Origin of the sequence: Gemmiger sp. An194, from assembly GCF_002160145.1 — a bacterium.
GTDB lineage: Bacteria > Bacillota > Clostridia > Oscillospirales > Ruminococcaceae > Allofournierella.
The window spans coordinates 1-16,530 of sequence record NZ_NFKA01000032.1 but is presented as its reverse complement, the minus strand read 5'-3'; the positions used below and the strand labels follow the sequence as shown (position 1 = coordinate 16,530).

Here is a 16,530-nt window from a genome sequence, read left to right as displayed (position 1 = left end):
AAAGGAGGTTCTTTTTTTACCGTTTCAACGCTCGTGCTCTTCTCGTCCACAAGCATAGCTTGTGGTTTTCTAGTTAACAAGAAAACAGCCGGAACCAAACAAATCGGTTCCGGCTGTTGGTTTTGCTGATGCACTCCGGGTCACTTACCGCGGGGAGCTATGTGTGCTGCAAGCAGGGTTAGAGCGTTTTGTACATCCAAACGTGAGGGCATTCTTCATCCAGAAATTCTGCCCCGGCTGCTGAGTAGCCCTGCTTTTCGTAAAATGCTTTGACCCGCACCTGAGCGGCAAGACAAAGTGTCGTGCCTTGCAGGGAGTGAACCAAGTGTTCCGCTTCCTGCAGCAATCTTCGGCCGAAGGCGCGGCCACGGAAATTCTTTCGCACGGCTACCCGGCCGAGCACATAAGAAGCTTTGATCTCGTTCCAATAAACGCGGCAGGTGCCGATGGGTATGCCGTCCTCAAATAAAACAATATGCCGTGCGATCGAGTCGACCTCGTCAAATTCCACCTCAAAGCCCTGTTCCTCCACGAAAACCTCCTGGCGGATCAGCATTGCTTCCTGGGGCAGTTTTGCATATTGTCTGCATTCCAGCATAATATCGCCTCCTGCCGGAAAACCGGCGTGTACTGTGTTTTATTAATGTACCACGAAGCAGGACTTCATGGCAAGCATATCGCTGCCTGCTGTGTAGACATGATGAACCTTTGCTTGACAAAAGTGGTTATATCGAATATAAGTATATATAGGTAATCTATATATACGGAGGTGAAACTATGCCAATCGACAAAAGTCTTTTAACCGGAAGTACCACCACGCTGATTCTTAAGCTTCTGGAAGAGCGGGATATGTACGGTTATGAGATGATCGAAACGCTATCGGAGCGTTCCGACCACACCTTTGATTTCAAGGCGGGGACGCTTTATCCCATTCTGCATACATTGGAAAAGCAGGCACTGGTGGAATCCTACGAGCAGCGGGCCCCACAGGACCGTATTCGCAAGTATTATCATCTAACGGAAGCCGGGCGTCTGCGTCTGCAGGAAAAGCAAAAGGAATGGACCAGCTTTGTTACTGCTATGGAAAAAATCCTGAAAGGGGGTGCTGTGCATGCAGTCCAATGAACGATTGAAAGACTATTGCAGGCAGGCGGCGGAGCAGATCCGCTGGAAGCGGGCTCGCCCGGCAGTGATGCGGGAACTGGAGCAGCACCTGCAGGATCAGCAGGAGGCCTATATGGAGCAGGGGCACGGGCAGGAACAGGCGGCCCGAATGGCCATCGAGCAGATGGGCGATGCCCGGGAAGTGGGGCAGGCGCTGGACTGGGCGCACCGCCCTCAAACGCCCTGGTTTTTGTTGCTTGCCATGATGGCTTTTCTGGTGCTGGGAGCGGCACTTCAGGTCGCGCTGACCCGGCAGATGGCGCCGCTGGCTTCCTACGCAGTGGCGGCGGGACTGTTTGCCCTTGGCTATTTCGGGGACATCTCCTTGCTGGGCAAGCATGCAATGGAGATTTATCTGGGTGTTCTGGCATTTGCGGCTGTATTGCTGATTGGGGCTGAACCAGTGGCAGGGGCTGCGGTTTTTCACTTGAATCCCATTTCTCTGTATCTTTGCTACCTGGCGCTGGTATTCCCGGCTGCTTACGGGCTGTTTCTTTATGGAATGAAAGGGCTGGGCGCGCGTGGAATCCTGCTCAGCGTTTTGGGATATCTTCCGTTTGCACTGATTCTTCTGATGGTTCCCACTCTGTCCGGCTTGCTGATTTACAGCGCCTCGACAGGGGTCATGCTGGCGGCGGCCATTCGAAAAAACTGGTTTGGCGCAAAGCAGGGACACCCCGTGCTGAAGATCGTTGCACCGGTGCTGCTTCCTGCCGGTGCACTGGCCGTTGCTTTCTTATCTGTGGGAGAGAACCGTTTGCAGGTGTTTCTGAATCCCGGGCAGGATGCGGCGGACACAGGCCTGATTTATTGCCGCTTACGGGAAGCTGTTGCGCAGGCCGTGTTCTGGGGAGAGGGCAATGCGGACCTGTCTGTGATCCCAGACCTCTCCGAAAATTACGCGCTATTGTATGGAATTCAGAAATTTGGTCTGGGGACTTTTGCCGCATTGATGCTTCTGGTGCTGGCGTTCGGTGTATTCGGCGTCATCAGGGCGATGCGGCAGCGAAGCATGCTGGGTACGCTGCTGGTACTGGCCGCCACGCTTACCGTTACACTGCAGGCCTTTGTGTATGCCTATGCGAATATGGGCTACGGACTTTGGGGCACGCTTTCCTTTCCGTTTTTGTCCCGCGGCACCACAGCGCTGCAGTTGGATGCGCTGCTGCTGGGATTGATGTTGGGAGCACTGCGCACGGGTGCATGGGTCAGGGACCCGCAGCAGCCCCAGCGCACCATTCGGTTTTTGCGGATTGAACGATAAGCGTCAGCCCTCGTAAAACATAAACAAGGCGGGCCTTCCTCGAATAACAAAGGGAGGCCCGCCTGATTTTATGTTTATTCGGCAGATAACAGACATTCCCGCACAAGTGCCTCGAACACCCGGGCAAATTCCGCATCCTGTTCTCTGGTTCGTTTGGCGGGTCCCTTGGGGTGCTTGCCTGCCCGCAGAAGCCTTTTGTTCTGCCATCGGCGGTCCAGCAAAAGGTCGATATTGTCCGCCGTGTATTCCAGCCCGTTCTGATTGAGCACGCGGGCACGGCGGGCCAGGCACATGCTGGCAAGTCCGTAGTCCTGGGTAATGACGATGTCTCCAGGGCGGACGCGATTAACCAGCGCAAAGTCCACACTATCCATGCCCTTGTCGAAGACCAGTGTCCGCGCACCCTCTCGCTGGATCTGGTGTGCGGTATCGCACAAAATCAGCACGGGGACCTGTAGCGGACGGCAGATGCGCAGGGTGCAGTCCACCACGGGGCAACCGTCAGCATCAATCAAAACAGTGGGCATTGTTATTCCTCCCGGCAAATTACCGGCAAACACCGGATATACGCTTTTCAGTATACCACAGAAACCAGGTATTTGAACTGCCGCAAAAATTGTGCTATCATGCGAAAGGAACAAAATGTCAGGCAATGCGGCCCGAAGGCTACAAAGCCTGGCTGGAATCGAAGAATCATATCGCATGCAAACGACGGAATCAAAATGGAGTGAACCGCATTATCTGACCTGTGAAAAACGGTGGATCTATTTCGCGCTGATCACCGTAGCAGGCTTTTGGGGTGCATATACCTATCTGCTGCGGGGTAACGTGTTCTGCAATGCGCAAACCGGCAACGTGGTGCTCATGGGTCTTGCTCTGGGCGCAGGGGAATGGAAGGCGACACTGTATTATGTGATCCCCATTTCTGCGTATATGATGGGAGCGTTTTTGTCTGAGCTGGTACCGAATCCGGTCAAGCACCGACTGGCCATTTGGTGGGATACGCTGTTGATTCTGGTGGAGATGCTGGCGGTGCTGTTTCTGGGCTTTTTGCCGGACTCCGCCCCGGTGCAGATCACTCAGGTAGTCATCAATTTTGTGGTCTCCATGCAATACAATACCTTCCGCCAGGCAGAGGGCATTCCGGGTGCAACCACCTTTGCCACCAACCATATTCGGCAGATCGGCATCGGCCTTGCAAGGGAAGTAAAGCACCGACATGCCGGCGACCATTCCCATCGGGAAAAGCTGTTTGTGCATCTGCGGATGCTGATCTTTTTCTTTGCGGGGGCATCTGCGGGCAGCCTGTTTGCCCACCTGCTGGGCGGCCGCTCCATCTGGCTTACGCTGATTCCGTTGGCGGTGGTCTTTGCAGCGCTGCTGAAGGCGGATCTGGGTGAAGAAAAGGATCGTATGGAACAAAAACCGGCCGGTCATTGAATATATGAAAACGCCCCGCATTCTTAATTTTAGGAATGCGGGGCGTTTTCCATAGGAAGAGATCGTTTGGAAAGTTTATTCTTCAGAACAACGGCTTTCCAGTTCTATGATGTTGTCCAGCGGAATTTGAATCCCGTCTGTGAAAAAAAGAACTCGGGTAAAAAAGTCGATTTTCTTCACCCGTCCGATGGTGTGCAGGTATGCTCCCCCCGCTTTGCGTTCATCCGGCACAAAATAGCGCACCGCCACCTCTGGCTTTCGGTCCAGCTGGCGAAGCAGCTGCTGCATGACCAGATCCAGCTCAGCCTTCCGGTCCTCACTCAACACGATCTGCGCTTCGGTCTGGCGGGCGGTTTCATCAATAGCGGCATCGTATCCCACAAGGGCTGCAAAGGGGGAAAATTGTGCGGCCCGGTCCTCCATTGACATCTGAGGCCGGGTGGGGGAAACATGGTGGGGAAGATGTAGGATGTCCTCATAAGAATTTGTCATGCTTTGTGGCCTCCGATTTGTGCATTGCGTTCCCGGGCGGTGGCGCCCTCTTCCAGACTCATGCCCTTGAGAATAGCGTTTTTGCCGAACTTCTTTTTGATAGACATCATGGTCTGCTGCATGCGGCGTTCTTTTTCCAGCTCAGCCTGGTGGGCTTTTTTCTCCTGCTCCAGGGCGGAGTAATCGGTGAACAGATCCAGCTGTTCCGGGCCACTGTCCGTTTTCACGGCCTGGGATTCTGGGATTACATGATTGGCCGAAAGGCTCAGCTTTCGGACCAGAAGCTCCGGCGGAGCAATCCGGTCAAAAAGAGCGGTGGCCGCTTCCAGCAGCTGCTTTCCAGAGGAGGTATGCCCGCCCAGATTCTCACTGCCATGTCCGTGTTTTGGGACCTGGCGGCCATAGTGGTCGGTTATCACCGGCCCCTGGTAACGCTTGCGGCGGGCAGGGTCGGTCAGATTTTCAATATCAAAGCCGACAGTGAGCACCAGCTGGTCGGTCACAAGGTTCTTGTCCACCAGGTCAAGGGCCAGCTGTTCCGCCATTTCCCGCAGCACCAGCCTCGCCTTCTGGTGCGGGTAAGGGCATTGGAGCACCTGCCCGGAACCAAGGCTGCTGCTCTGGGGCTTATAGGCCTTGATGGCCGCGATGGTACAGGGCTCCCAGCCCCAGGCATGGTCGATCAGGAGTTCGGCATTTTTGCCGAACAGGCTGTAAAGCAGGTCCTCGTTCTGCACGGAACAACGGGCTACATCACCCATAGTGAAGATGCCGCATCGCTCCAGCTTGCGGGCATATCCTGGGCCAACACGCCAGAAATCTGTGAGCGGGCGGTGGCTCCAGAGTTTTTGCCGGTAACTCAATTCATCCAGTTCGGCAATGCGCACACCGTTTTCGTCCGGCTGGATATGCTTTGCGCCGATATCCATTGCTACCTTGCTCAGGAACAGATTGGAGCCAATGCCTGCCGTAGCGGTGATGCCGGTGGTTTGCAAAACATCCAGAATCATTTTTCGAGCAAGTTCCCGGGCAGAAAGACCGTAGGTGCCCAGATATCCGGTCACGTCCATGAAAACCTCATCAATGGAATACACCACAATATCCTCAGGCGCAATGTATTTCAGATAGATGTTGTAGATCCGGGTGCTGTACTCCATATAATAAGCCATGCGGGGCGGGGCGATGATGTAATCCACCGCCAGAGCAGGGCAGGCCTTCAGTTCATCGGCAAAGCAGGAGCTTCCCGTCAGCTGACGACCCGGAGCAGAAAGACGGCGTCGGGCATTCTCTCCGTTCACATGCTGGATCACCTCAAACAGCCGGGCCCGGCCGGGAATGCCGTAAGCCTTCAGTGAGGGGGTCACGGCAAGGCATATGGTCTTTTCCGTGCGGCTTTCATCCGCCACCACCAGATTGGTGTTCATGGGGTCTAGCCCTCGCTCCCGGCATTCCACCGAAGCATAAAAGGATTTTAAATCGATCGCAATATAGGTGCGCGATTTCATGTGTGGAATGCCTCCTTTCTGGCAGTCTGCCGTGTTTTCTCAGCAAAATTATAACATAAAAGATAAAAAGGAGTGAAGCCGGGGCTTCACTCCTTTTTTCGGTTCAGATTATTCCAGTCCTTCACAGGGGTAGGCTACGCCCATCTGAGCGCGCAGCCGGTCCATCAGCTCCATAATGTGGATGGTCTCGCTGTGGGGCATGGAGGGGCATTCCGTTTTTCCTTCCCGGATGCACCGCACAGTTTCCAGCACTTCATATTCATAGCCGGTGAGCTGAGCGGGGCAGGAGAGCTGCCTGACCAGACGATGGTCGGCATCGTAAACCGAAATGCTTTGTGGATTGTTGATGTTCTCCACCACCAGATAGCCTCTGTCGCCGTAAATGCAGCCGGAACGGTCGGAAGCCACGGTAACGCCTGCAGTCAGGTGCGCAGCCCGACCATCCTTCCAGGTCAGAACCATCTGATCGGTCATGTCCACGCCCAGCTCGTTTTTGGTGCAGCTGGCGTGGGCCTCGTCGGCAGGGCCGAACACCATTTCGGCAAAGTTCAGCGCGTAAACGCCCACATCCAGCAGTGCGCCGCCTGCCAGCGCCGGGTCCACGATCCGCAGCCGGTCACTTACCGGGTAGCACAGATTGGCAGTGATCAAGCCGGGTGTACCGATCACCCCTTCATCCAGCACCTGCCGGATCATCTGCCGCATGGGCTGGTACCGGGTCCAGATGGCTTCGGTCACCAGCACACCCTGTGCCTCGGCGTAGCGGAGCACATCCTCTGCCTGGCGGGCATTCACGGTGAAGGCCTTTTCGCACAATACATGCTTGCCGTGGGCAACGCAGAGCTTGATGTGCTGATAGTGGTGAGAATGAGGTGTTGCGATGTACACCAGATCCAACGCCGGATCAGCCAGCATCTCTTCATAGGAGCCGAAGGCTTTCTGTACACCGTATTGAGCGGCAAAAGCCTGAGCACGGGGCAGATCTCGGGCCGCTACGGCGTAAAGGGAAACATCTTTACAGCCGGACTCAATAAGCTTTTGAATGGTTTGCGCCATGGTTCCGGCAATGGAACCCGCGCCTAAAATACCCAGATTCATAAAAAATTCCTCCCTGCGGGTAACTGTACGCAATGGTTCCAGTATACCCGAAGGGAGGGGATTCTGTCAAAAGAAAGGGGATACTATGTAGGGATTATTCCACGTCCTGCAGTGCCTGCACACCTTCTTCGCCGGTGCGGACCTTCACGACCTGATCCACGCTGTAAACGAAGATCTTGCCGTCACCCACATGGCCGGTGTACAGCACTTTCTTGGCCGCGTCGATCACATCGGCCACAGGAATGTGCGCCACAACGACCTCTACCTTTACCTTGGGCAGAATGGTCACGTCCATTTCAACGCCGCGGTATTTCTCTCCGGCACCCTTCTGGATGCCGCAGCCCATTACCTGGGTGACGGTCATGCCGGTCACGCCCAGATCGTTCAAAGCGTTTTTCAGCCGCTCGTAGCGGGACAGGCGGGCAATGATGACTACTTTGTGGATACCTGTGTTCAGGTCGGTACTCTTTACCACCGGAACAGCGGCAGCCTTCTGGGCTTCGCTGGCAACGTGATAGTCGGGAGTGCCCAGATCGGTGTTTTCGTTCTCCACCATGCCGCCGGCAGTGGCGTCCATGATACTGAAGCCCGCATAAGCGGAAGCCAGACCATGTTCCTTGGCATCCAGACCTTCGATCTCTTCCTCCTGGGTGACCCGCAGGCCGATGGTGCAATCAATGACCTTGAAGACAATGAACATGGTAACAGCGGTCCAGATTCCAACGGCCGCAACGCCCAGCAGCTGGACACCCAGCAAGCTGAAGCCACCGCCGTAGAATACGCCGTCCAGAGTGGATTCCGGGGCGGTGCTGGTGGCGAACAGGCCAACCGCGATGGTGCCCCAAAGGCCGTTCATGAAATGGACAGCAACCGCGCCGACCGGGTCATCCACGTGCAGGACATAATCGCAGAACCACACGCCAAAGACAACCAGCAGACCGGCTACCAGGCCGATGATGAAGGCGCCCAAAGCATCGGTCACATCACAGGAAGCGGTGATGGCCACCAGACCGGCCAGCGAAGCGTTCAAGCACATGGAGACGTCCGGCTTGCCGTAACGGACCCAGGTGAAGATCATGCAGGCTACAGTGGCCACAGCGGGAGCGATGGTGGTGGTCATGAAGATAGAAGCCAGCTGGGGACCAGTGGTGGCGGCAGCGCCGTTGAAGCCGTACCAGCCGAACCACAGGATAAAGCAGCCCAGCGCACCGATTACCAGGTTATGGCCGGGGAAGGCGTGTACCTTGGTGACCTTGCCGTTCTTGTCACGGCTGAACTTGCCGATACGGCCGCCCAGCATAGCAGCGCCGATCAGCGCGGTGAGACCGCCGCAGTAGTGGATGGCGCAGGAGCCGGCGAAATCGTGGAAGCCCAGACGGCTCAGCCAGCCGCCGCCCCAGATCCAGTGTGCCTCGATGGGGTAGACCACCGCCGAGATCACAGCGGAGTATACGCAGTAGGCAAGGAATTTGGTGCGCTCCGCCATTGCGCCGGAAACGATGGTCGCCGCAGTAGCGCAGAACACCAGATTGAATACAAAGTTGGACCAGTCAAAGTTTGCGTAGTCGGTGAAGATTCCCAGGGTGGGCAGACCCATAAAACCACCAAGGGCGTCTTCACCCAACAGCAGGCCGAAGCCCAGGAAGATGAACACCACCGTGCCAATGCAAAAATCCATCAGGTTTTTCATGATGATATTGCCTGCGTTTTTGGCGCGGGTGAAGCCGGTCTCTACCATGGCGAAGCCGGCCTGCATCCAGAATACCAGTGCCGCGCCGATCAGAAACCAGATCCCGAAGACCTGGTCGTTCACGCTCTGCGTGATCATGGTCGTGAGTTCCTGTGTCATAATAACTTTCCCTCCTCAAACTCAATGCGGGCAAAACAAAAACGGCGGGCCGCGCGGTCAGGCTCCGAAACCGCGCAGCACGCCGTTGTGCTGCCTGAAGGGTGTGTGTCCACCGTGCCGGTGGCGGCAGGTGGGCGAATAAAACGACAAAGGCGCTTTGCGGGGATTTTGTTCCCATCAAAGCGCCTTTGCTGCCCTTATTCTAGCCCTGCAAAAAAAGAAAGTCAATAGAAAATTTAAAAGAATATCGCAAAAAAGCGATAAAGCGTTAAAATGAATAAAATGTGTCCACTGGGCTGGTCTGACCTTGTGAAAGCGGCCGATGGATTCTGCAGCTCAGCAGCGCACCGCCACCTTGATGACCCCATCACGCCGATGTTCAAACAGGTCGTAGGCAGCCTCAATATCTGCCAGGGGATAGGTGTGAGTGATGAGTGCGGTGGTATCCAGCTTGCCCTGTGCAATCAGCTCCAGGGTCTCGCTGCAGTTGCAGCCGTCCACGCCGCCGGTTTTGAAGATCAGGTTTTTGCCGTACATATCCGGCAGCGGCAGCGTCTGCGGACCGTCGTAGAGCGCCACAATGGTCACAATGGCGTTAGGCCGGGCACATTCCCAGGCAAGGCGGAAGGTTTCCGGCGCTCCGGCCACCTCAAGAACCACATCCGCGCCGCCGTGGTCACTGTTTGCCTGTACGAATTCAGGCAGGTTTTCGGGGCCGGCAGTGAGCACATCGGGATAATGCTCCCGAACAAAAGCAAGACGTGCCGCGTCAATGTCGCACAGGATAACCCGCTTCGGGTTTGCCAGTAAAACGCATTGCAGCGTGCAAAGTCCGGTGGGCCCGCCGCCCAGAATCAGTACGGTATCCTCGGGTTTGATCTCGGAAATTTGCGCCGCCCAGTAGCCGGTGGCCAGCACATCACCCACAAAGAGAGCCTGCTCATCGGTCACGTTGTCCGGAATGCGGTCCAGACCCTGGTCCGCAAAGGGGACACGCACATATTCCGCCTGACCACCATCGATGCGGCAGCCCAGAGCCCAGCCACCGTTGGGATCGGTGCAGTTGTTGACCCAGCCGTTTTGACAGAAAAAACACTCGCCGCAGAAGGTCTCCACGTTCACGGTCACCCGGTCGCCGGGGCGGACCTTGGTCACGGCGGACCCCACCTGCTCCACAATTCCCACCATTTCATGGCCCACGGTAATACCCGGCACTGCCCGGGGCACCGAACCGTGTTTGATGTGCAGATCACTGGTGCAGATGCTGCAAAGGGTCACTTTTACAATGGCGTCCCGATCACTCTGCAGTTGTGGCAGGGGCTTTTCCTTCAGTTCAAATACGCCGGGGCGCACGTAGGTATAAGCCAGCATGTAAAACACTCCTTTTCCTTGCAGGAAGAAATCTGAATATCTTGTTATCAGTTTACACCCGAATACGAACTTTTTCCATACCATTGCAGATGGGACGAATCAGAAGCTCCACGCAGCGTAGGTTGTTGCGGCGGGAGTAGTTTGCTATAATGAACCCTGCAAACAGAACGAAAAAAGGAGAGCGAACATGGACGCATACGTCACCGGAGCCACCATTCGAAAACTGAGGGAAGCCAAAAAGCTTACGCAGGCGCAGTTGGCCGATAAACTGGATGTGAGCGACAAAGCAATATCAAAATGGGAAACCGGGGTTTCACTTAGTTAAAGATACCACATCAAAACCCACGTTGACTTTTGCTCAACCGATACAGCCGGAGGGCTGGATAACAAGAAAAGGCGGTATGCGCCCCGTGGAGGGGTAGAATACCGCCTTTTCTTGTGGGGGTTTCCAAAGGGGGCTTGCCCCCATTTGGCACACGACTTTGCCTGCAAAGTGTAGTGTGTTATACCTGCTGGCGTGGCTGGCGGGGGAAACGGGGTGCGGTGCTTTTTGCGCCCCGCTTGCTCCGGCAGGAAAACAGGCTGACTTTTTGTGAATGAGAATGAACAAAAAATCGGGCTGGTTTCAGAGAACGGCGGCAGGTATATGAAAGCCCCGTCCCTCGTCCTACGCTCCGACTTATGGACAAAATGTCCCGAAGCTGCGGCCACACTCCCGGCAAAATAGCAGAACAGCGGGCAACCGTCAAGGCTGAAATGAACGGGTTTGCACCCGGCCTTGACCGCCTCCCGTTGTTCTGCTGAATGGGTGGACAAGGCGGCAAATCTCTCAAAGTGCTTGGCCGCACTCTCTTTAACTTGGAAGCGTTTTTTCCCTCAAAATTGAAATGGGCGGGAAGCCATTTTGTGGCTTTCCCTCCTTGATTACCTTTTAGCAAAGACGGGCGGGGCTGTCAACGGCGGCGCATGAAATGCGCCGTTCATCTTGACCGTTGACTGGCTCGGCTGGCTTTGCTATTCGGTAGCCAGACGAATGTTTTTGGTCGCCATGTTATTTCTAAAAGCAAGATCATGTTCTACAAAGATCATGGTAGGAGAAAATTCTCTAATCAGATTTTCAATTTGCATTCGGGAATAGATGTCAATATAGTTAAGAGGTTCATCCCACACATACAGATGCGCTTGTTCACAAAGGCTTTTTGCTATCAACACTTTTTTCTTTTGTCCCGCCGAAAAATCTTCCATTTTCTTTTCAAACTGTATTCGTGAAAAATCCATTTTCCGTAAGATCGCCTTAAACAAACTTTCATCAATACGATTGGCTTCCGCAAACTCTGATAACGAACCGTTCAGCATGGAAGTATCTTGAGGTACATAGGACAATATCATTCCAGAACCTATTGTAACCGTCCCACGATGTTCTATTTGTTGCCCGATCAGTAGCTTGAGAATGCTCGTTTTTCCAGAACCATTTTTCCCATCAAGGGCAATGCGTTCTCCCCGCTTTACTGTAAATGAGATTGGCTGGCAAACATCTTTTCCGTCAAAAATTGGTACAACATCAGAGAAAGTCACTAAGGTATCTGAAAAATAGAGAAGCGGAGTGATTTTCAAATCTTCTATGATTTCCAAATTTTTAAGAAGGCCGGACTTTTCCTCGATTGCCCGTTGCTGCCGCACTTCGATAGATTTTGAGCGTTTCATCATTTTGGCAGATTTGTGACCGATATACCCTCGGTCAACCGGGCCGTTCCCATATTTTGACGCTTCAATTCGGTCTGACCAGACAGAAGTTCTTTGAGCGGCCTTTTGCAAATTATCAATGCTTTTTTTCAGCTTCACATTTTGAGCGAGTTCAAATTCTTGTTGGCGCTGGAAGTTGGTGAACCAAGTAGAAAAATTTCCGCTTTGTACTTCGATGTTTGACCGATTGATCGACAGGATATGGTCAACACAGCCATCTAAAAAACAGCGATCATGAGAGACTAAGATAAATCCCTTTTTCCGTTTCAGGTATGCTGAAACGGTTTCTCTGGCTTTCATATCCAAATGGTTTGTCGGTTCATCAATCAGTAAAAAGTGTCCATCATTCAGAAAGAGGGCGGCAAGCAGCACCTTGGTCTGCTCCCCATTGGAAAGCGTAAAAAATGGTCTCCAAAGCACATCATCACGGACTTCCAGATAGGATAGTTCTCTCAACAGCTCCCATTCTTCCGCCAGCGGGCAGACTTCCGAGAGAATGTCCGCAGTTAATCTGTTTTTATTGCTAACAGGGTATGGAAAGTAATCAAATTGCACAGAGGCTTGTATTTTCCCATGGTATTCGTACTTTCCAAGCAGAAGATTTAGAAAAGTTGTTTTACCTCTGCCATTTCTACCAATGAACCCAAGTTTCCAATCTGTATCAATTTGAAAATTGACATTTTCAAAAATGTTATCATAGCTGGATGGATAGGCAAAGGTAAGGTTCTCGACTCGGATCATCGACATATCGCATTCCTCCTTTATTCCGGGGATAAAGAACATAAAATAAGAGCTGCAAGAAAGTCAATTCTTGCAGCTCGTCACAGCATAATAGTACCGCCCCTATCAAGAGTGATACGCCTACGATATATCGAGTGAATAGACTTTTAACTTTCTTGCAATGGGTACAATGGTACTGTAAAACACAGTATCACTGTATATTCCAATTTATTTGCAAGAAAAGTTAATCATCTTTCCACCTCACCTCTAATTTTATGTATGTTAGTGTATCACAAAGACACAAGCAAGTCAAGGAAAAGGGCAATGATGATAATGAGTATAAGGCAGGGTACTTTCTGTTTTTGATTCTCTGCGGGATATGAGATTTCGTAAAATCCGATTTAGATGTTAAGGCTCATGTATAAAAGCGGATAAGGATTGCCCTGTTCGTCAAGGTCTGTCCTTTTATAAACCTGAAAGCCCAAGTGTTCATAAAAGCCCTTGGCCTGCGGATTCTGCTCATTCACAGCCACCCGCTCTACGGCATAGGTTTTAATCCCATATTGGAGCAGGCGCTTTCCGAGACCCTTTCCTCTTTCTTCCGGGGAAATGAACAGCATTTCCAAGGTGCCGTCCTCTATCCCCATAAAAGCCACGGGGCAGCCCCTATCATCTTCTGCGATCATCAAATGCGCAATTCCAATGAGCGCCTGCGGCACATATTCTTTTATTTTTTTGATTTCGCTGTCCGACAAAAACAGGTGTGTCGCTCTTACAGAACTTTCCCATACCGTCAGCAGCCGATTTATGAAATCCGCTGTCCTGTTTTTGGTTTCTACTTCAATGAATTTCATTTTTCCTCTTTGCATATCTAATTTCTCATTTTCTTCCCCGCTGCGGGTTTGGATTTTTCAGCAAGTCCGACTTCTGTGCAATCCTTTTCAGCCATTTCTTTTCCTCGTCCGACAGCTTCCCATAGTTCAGTTTGAGCCGCTTGCAGATAAAGGCCATCGCAGCCTGTTCCGGGTCACTGTTTGGGCTGGCGGCTTCTTCGGCGGTCTGCAAGAAATCTTCCAGAGGATTGTCCTCCGGGACGCTGAAAAAATCGTCCTTGTGGGCTTCCCGCAGGTCGAGGGCTATCTTATTCATATCCTGCTGTATCACATAGCGGCAAAAGCTGTCATCGTCAATGTGGGCGGCGATCAGCTGCCTTAACTGCGGGTCAGTCAGACCGGGATTGTGCTGCTTCATAATGGTTGTGCTCACAGTGTCCACAATGGCGTTTGCCCCCTGTACCTGCTTCACCGCTATGCCGTTCACATAGATTTCAAGGTCAGCCATGAGCCGGGGAAAATCCGGGTGCGTCGCCAGTTCACACAGGAGGGCATTATCCACCAGCCCGCTTTTCAAAAATTCAATCATATCATCACTCAAATGCAGGTCAGAAAGATCGGCGTTTGGGTGATTTTTTGTGTGAGAGCGGCACAGCAGATAATCAACGGACACTTCGTAAAACTTCGCCAGCTGAATAAGGGCATAGTGGCTGATGTCCTTGAACTTGTCCCCCTCATAGCTGCCTAACGCAGACTTGGAGAGATGGGTTTCTTCCGCAAGCTGCTCCAGCGTCAGGCCACGCTCCACACGCAGGTCTTTCAGGCGTTCTTGTATGGATAGTTCCATGTTCTCCCTCCTTGTCTGCTCGACAAACTGGAATTGCCTAAAGCAGTAAAGCAGTACCCCTTACAATTTTTTCTTTTACTGCTGATACAGTATCTTTGACTGAGTGCGTAGTTGTATCAATAACATTTAATTCATAGATTCCTAAATTGGAAAATTGTTCCCACATCGTTTCAACTAATTCAATATTTGTTTCTCTGTCTAACTTTGAGCGTTTGATAGCTCTCTTCATAGTTTCTTCTTTACTTGCTCTTAAAACGATATAGTGTACTTCATAATGCTCTTGAACAATGTTGAGCCACGGCTCTAAAAACCACGGTCCTACAATACCATCTACAATTACATCATATCCACCACGAGCATATCGCTTCGCGGCTTCTAAAAATGCTTCAATGACAATCAAATTTTGCTCATTTGATTCTGGCAAATATGGTGGTATTGCCCCTTTACTCAAATAATGATAAAAGTCATCTGTGTGCATATGCACAGATTTTTCCAAATCCGATTCTTTTGCAACAGTAGATGCCGTTGTAGTTTTCCCCGTCCCCGGCGAACCTGTGATTACAATAATTCTACCTTGATCCATCTATGTGTTACCTCCACAACTTCAAATTTACTGTTCAGTTTCTTCCATTCTACCACAATTCCGAGAGCGTGGAAATGGGGGGATTTTCAGGCAGATTTCCCACCTTTCGGACATACGGGACGGGCGGTCATTTCGGTGTAGACTTAGATTAGTTCATCGATGGACAGCATCTTGAAAACCAAATGACCGTCCGAAAAGGAATACCCTGGCTGGGGAAGCACCGCAAGGAGCCGACTTCTGGACACTTTGTCCAGAGGTCACTTTGGGACAAGTTGTCCCGAAGTTATGGGGAGCGTGCCAACGCCGGAACACGCCGCAGGAATGGGGCAGGAAGCCTTTTCGGGGAAAACGGCAGCGGAAAGCAAAACGGAGGGAACACATGAAAAACACCCCCTACAAAGACTTGCCGCCGCTGGAACGCAGGCCGGACGGTTCCCTTTACCGCATGACACCAGCGCAGCGGAAACGGGCAAGCACCCTGATACGCCGGGAGTGCTGTAACTGTGAGGACGGCAACTGCATTGCCCTTGACGATGGGGACGCCTGCACCTGCCCGCAGACAATTTCTTTCTCGGTCTGCTGCAAGTGGTTCCGCTGGGCGGTCTTGCCGCTGGACGGAACGCTGGAAGCGGAGATTTTCCGGGATATGTCTGCCCTGTTTGCGGCAATGTGATTCCTGCCGCCGGCCAGGCGGCCATCAGTTGCTGCGGCATTCCGCTGCCACAGCTCGAGCCGGAGGAAATGAGCGGAGAACACATGGTGCAGATCGAAGCGGTGGAAGATGAGCAATTTGTCACAGTGGATCATCCCATGAACAAGACCCATTTTATTTCCTTTGTTGCATGGGCTTCCGGTGACCGGGTGGAGCTGGTCAAGCTGTATCCGGAAGGAAATGCCCAGTGCCGGCTGCATATGAGAGGTCACGGATATTTGTATTTGTACTGCAATCGGCATGGGCTGATGCGTAAACGGCTGTGATAGCTCGCTCATGGATGGGACCCTTTCACAAAAAACAGGGGATGGCATATAGTGGGATAACCAACATCAAAGTGTGGGGAATTCACATCACGGAGGTAATGAACCATGTCTATGCCGAGCATCGCACGCAATCCTGATCCCGTTACCATGCACCAGGCGATCACTGATCTGCTGGAAAGCATCGCTCTGGAGGAAACCGCCATGAGCCATATCCTGAACGCTGAGGGCGAAAAGCTGCAGAAAGCCATTGCCATGGAGGACATCGACTTCTGCCAGTTGATGGAGGTCAACGAGTCGGTGGCCAATATGGTTAACGTAATCGGCGGCCTGGAGAATATCCTGAAGGATAAGCTGGAATTCGTGGCCAACAACCTGTACTACCCCAACTGTGGCTGCGACGATGGCTGCAACAACAACTGCGGCTGCTGCTGAGCAGTAAGCTTTCCCTCGCCGGGTGTCTCGATACCCGGCGAGGGATTTTTTTCAAAAATTAAAAAACAGGTGTTGACAAGCGGCGCAAAATCCGGTATGATATACAAGCGCGGTTGACGCGCACTAAAATACAGATGGAAAGATGGCTGAGCTGGTCTAAGGCGCACGACTGGAAATCGTGTGTGGGCCATAAACCCACCGAGGGTTCGAA

General features: G+C 52.5%; 18 protein-coding genes. 7 read left to right on the top strand and 11 right to left on the bottom strand.

Translation table 11 applies throughout. The features are described from left to right. Positions 1-178: 178 nt before the first annotated feature. Entirely contained in the window at positions 179-598 is a 420-nt protein-coding gene (locus B5F28_RS13940; RefSeq protein ID WP_087296441.1) for a GNAT family N-acetyltransferase, read from the bottom strand. 179 nt (positions 599-777) lie between these two features. Here B5F28_RS13940 and B5F28_RS13935 point away from each other — a divergent pair, with 179 nt between their 5' ends. Both B5F28_RS13935 and B5F28_RS15340 read left to right on the top strand, forming a co-directional pair. After that, positions 778-1,125, top strand: a complete 348-nt coding sequence (locus B5F28_RS13935) for a PadR family transcriptional regulator (RefSeq protein WP_087296440.1) — start codon at positions 778-780, stop codon at positions 1,123-1,125. Next, positions 1,112-2,428, top strand: a complete 1,317-nt coding sequence (locus B5F28_RS15340) for a permease prefix domain 1-containing protein (RefSeq protein WP_087296439.1) — start codon at positions 1,112-1,114, stop codon at positions 2,426-2,428. Before B5F28_RS13935 ends, B5F28_RS15340 begins: the two co-directional genes overlap by 14 nt. Positions 2,429-2,502: 74 nt before the next feature. On the opposite strand, the gene B5F28_RS13925 is transcribed toward B5F28_RS15340, so the two are convergent. Beyond that, on the bottom strand, positions 2,503-2,955 hold the full coding sequence (locus tag B5F28_RS13925) for a YaiI/YqxD family protein (protein WP_087296438.1): 453 nt from the start codon (positions 2,953-2,955) through the stop codon (positions 2,503-2,505). A gap of 175 nt (positions 2,956-3,130) precedes the next feature. Here B5F28_RS13925 and B5F28_RS13920 point away from each other — a divergent pair, with 175 nt between their 5' ends. Beyond that, entirely contained in the window at positions 3,131-3,868 is a 738-nt protein-coding gene (locus B5F28_RS13920; protein ID WP_087296437.1) for a YoaK family protein, read from the top strand. A gap of 75 nt (positions 3,869-3,943) precedes the next feature. Here B5F28_RS13920 and B5F28_RS13915 read toward each other — a convergent pair whose 3' ends face one another. The 5 genes from B5F28_RS13915 to B5F28_RS13895 all read right to left on the bottom strand — a co-directional run bounded on the left by B5F28_RS13915 (position 3,944) and on the right by B5F28_RS13895 (position 10,183). Beyond that, positions 3,944-4,360, bottom strand: a complete 417-nt coding sequence (locus B5F28_RS13915) for a YolD-like family protein (RefSeq protein WP_087296436.1) — start codon at positions 4,358-4,360, stop codon at positions 3,944-3,946. Further along, positions 4,357-5,865, bottom strand: a complete 1,509-nt coding sequence (locus B5F28_RS13910; RefSeq protein WP_087296435.1) for a Y-family DNA polymerase — start codon at positions 5,863-5,865, stop codon at positions 4,357-4,359. Before B5F28_RS13910 ends, B5F28_RS13915 begins: the two co-directional genes overlap by 4 nt. Positions 5,866-5,973: 108 nt before the next feature. After that, complete coding sequence (locus B5F28_RS13905; protein WP_087296434.1) at positions 5,974-6,963, bottom strand: Gfo/Idh/MocA family protein; 990 nt, start codon at positions 6,961-6,963, stop codon at positions 5,974-5,976. 94 nt (positions 6,964-7,057) lie between these two features. After that, positions 7,058-8,812 carry an ammonium transporter gene (locus B5F28_RS13900; RefSeq protein WP_206423090.1) on the bottom strand — a complete coding sequence of 585 codons (1,755 nt, stop codon included), beginning with the start codon at positions 8,810-8,812 and terminating at the stop codon, positions 7,058-7,060. 336 nt (positions 8,813-9,148) lie between these two features. Then, positions 9,149-10,183 carry an alcohol dehydrogenase gene (locus B5F28_RS13895; RefSeq protein ID WP_087296433.1) on the bottom strand — a complete coding sequence of 345 codons (1,035 nt, stop codon included), beginning with the start codon at positions 10,181-10,183 and terminating at the stop codon, positions 9,149-9,151. A gap of 187 nt (positions 10,184-10,370) precedes the next feature. Here B5F28_RS13895 and B5F28_RS13890 point away from each other — a divergent pair, with 187 nt between their 5' ends. Beyond that, positions 10,371-10,508, top strand: coding sequence for a helix-turn-helix transcriptional regulator (locus B5F28_RS13890; protein WP_087296432.1), 138 nt, complete (start codon positions 10,371-10,373; stop codon positions 10,506-10,508). 689 nt (positions 10,509-11,197) lie between these two features. Here B5F28_RS13890 and abc-f read toward each other — a convergent pair. The 4 genes from abc-f to B5F28_RS13865 all read right to left on the bottom strand — a co-directional run bounded on the left by abc-f (position 11,198) and on the right by B5F28_RS13865 (position 14,909). Further along, the gene (abc-f, locus tag B5F28_RS13880) at positions 11,198-12,673 is read right to left on the bottom strand and encodes a ribosomal protection-like ABC-F family protein (RefSeq protein WP_087296431.1); all 1,476 of its coding nucleotides are present in this window, start codon (positions 12,671-12,673) and stop codon (positions 11,198-11,200) included. Positions 12,674-13,047: 374 nt separating this feature from the next. Beyond that, entirely contained in the window at positions 13,048-13,500 is a 453-nt protein-coding gene (locus B5F28_RS13875; RefSeq protein ID WP_087296442.1) for a GNAT family N-acetyltransferase, read from the bottom strand. Between the two features lie 25 nt (positions 13,501-13,525). Further along, the gene (locus B5F28_RS13870; RefSeq protein WP_087296430.1) at positions 13,526-14,326 is read right to left on the bottom strand and encodes a helix-turn-helix domain-containing protein; all 801 of its coding nucleotides are present in this window, start codon (positions 14,324-14,326) and stop codon (positions 13,526-13,528) included. Between the two features lie 37 nt (positions 14,327-14,363). Beyond that, the gene (locus B5F28_RS13865) at positions 14,364-14,909 is read right to left on the bottom strand and encodes a P-loop nucleotide/nucleoside kinase family protein (RefSeq protein WP_087296429.1); all 546 of its coding nucleotides are present in this window, start codon (positions 14,907-14,909) and stop codon (positions 14,364-14,366) included. A gap of 379 nt (positions 14,910-15,288) precedes the next feature. On the opposite strand from B5F28_RS13865, the gene B5F28_RS13855 reads away from it, so the two are divergent. From B5F28_RS13855 to B5F28_RS13845, 3 genes are all read left to right on the top strand, one after another. Then, the gene (locus tag B5F28_RS13855) at positions 15,289-15,582 is read left to right on the top strand and encodes a cysteine-rich VLP domain-containing protein (protein ID WP_087296428.1); all 294 of its coding nucleotides are present in this window, start codon (positions 15,289-15,291) and stop codon (positions 15,580-15,582) included. An 83-nt stretch (positions 15,583-15,665) separates the two neighbouring features. Further along, positions 15,666-15,887, top strand: coding sequence for a desulfoferrodoxin family protein (locus B5F28_RS13850; protein WP_087296427.1), 222 nt, complete (start codon positions 15,666-15,668; stop codon positions 15,885-15,887). Positions 15,888-15,992: 105 nt separating this feature from the next. Next, entirely contained in the window at positions 15,993-16,319 is a 327-nt protein-coding gene (locus tag B5F28_RS13845; RefSeq protein WP_087185482.1) for an alpha-helical endospore appendage domain-containing protein, read from the top strand. The last annotated feature ends 211 nt before the right edge of the window (positions 16,320-16,530 follow it).

Excerpts from the sequence above, each read along its gene's own strand:
- B5F28_RS13935 (WP_087296440.1), top strand. The coding sequence starts at position 778 with ATGCCAATCGACAAAAGTCTTTTAACCGGAAGTACCACCACGCTGATT.
- B5F28_RS13910 (WP_087296435.1), bottom strand. The coding sequence starts at position 5,865 with ATGAAATCGCGCACCTATATTGCGATCGATTTAAAATCCTTTTATGCT.
- B5F28_RS13920 (WP_087296437.1), top strand. The coding sequence starts at position 3,131 with ATGCAAACGACGGAATCAAAATGGAGTGAACCGCATTATCTGACCTGT.
- B5F28_RS13870 (WP_087296430.1), bottom strand. The coding sequence starts at position 14,326 with ATGGAACTATCCATACAAGAACGCCTGAAAGACCTGCGTGTGGAGCGT.
- B5F28_RS13900 (WP_206423090.1), bottom strand. The coding sequence starts at position 8,812 with ATGACACAGGAACTCACGACCATGATCACGCAGAGCGTGAACGACCAG.
- B5F28_RS13855 (WP_087296428.1), top strand. The coding sequence starts at position 15,289 with ATGAAAAACACCCCCTACAAAGACTTGCCGCCGCTGGAACGCAGGCCG.
- B5F28_RS13925 (WP_087296438.1), bottom strand. The coding sequence starts at position 2,955 with ATGCCCACTGTTTTGATTGATGCTGACGGTTGCCCCGTGGTGGACTGC.
- B5F28_RS13875 (WP_087296442.1), bottom strand. The coding sequence starts at position 13,500 with ATGAAATTCATTGAAGTAGAAACCAAAAACAGGACAGCGGATTTCATA.
- B5F28_RS13940 (WP_087296441.1), bottom strand. The coding sequence starts at position 598 with ATGCTGGAATGCAGACAATATGCAAAACTGCCCCAGGAAGCAATGCTG.
- B5F28_RS13865 (WP_087296429.1), bottom strand. The coding sequence starts at position 14,909 with ATGGATCAAGGTAGAATTATTGTAATCACAGGTTCGCCGGGGACGGGG.
- B5F28_RS15340 (WP_087296439.1), top strand. The coding sequence starts at position 1,112 with ATGCAGTCCAATGAACGATTGAAAGACTATTGCAGGCAGGCGGCGGAG.
- B5F28_RS13915 (WP_087296436.1), bottom strand. The coding sequence starts at position 4,360 with ATGACAAATTCTTATGAGGACATCCTACATCTTCCCCACCATGTTTCC.
- B5F28_RS13845 (WP_087185482.1), top strand. The coding sequence starts at position 15,993 with ATGTCTATGCCGAGCATCGCACGCAATCCTGATCCCGTTACCATGCAC.
- B5F28_RS13905 (WP_087296434.1), bottom strand. The coding sequence starts at position 6,963 with ATGAATCTGGGTATTTTAGGCGCGGGTTCCATTGCCGGAACCATGGCG.
- abc-f (WP_087296431.1), bottom strand. The coding sequence starts at position 12,673 with ATGTCGATGATCCGAGTCGAGAACCTTACCTTTGCCTATCCATCCAGC.
- B5F28_RS13850 (WP_087296427.1), top strand. The coding sequence starts at position 15,666 with ATGGTGCAGATCGAAGCGGTGGAAGATGAGCAATTTGTCACAGTGGAT.
- B5F28_RS13890 (WP_087296432.1), top strand. The coding sequence starts at position 10,371 with ATGGACGCATACGTCACCGGAGCCACCATTCGAAAACTGAGGGAAGCC.
- B5F28_RS13895 (WP_087296433.1), bottom strand. The coding sequence starts at position 10,183 with ATGCTGGCTTATACCTACGTGCGCCCCGGCGTATTTGAACTGAAGGAA.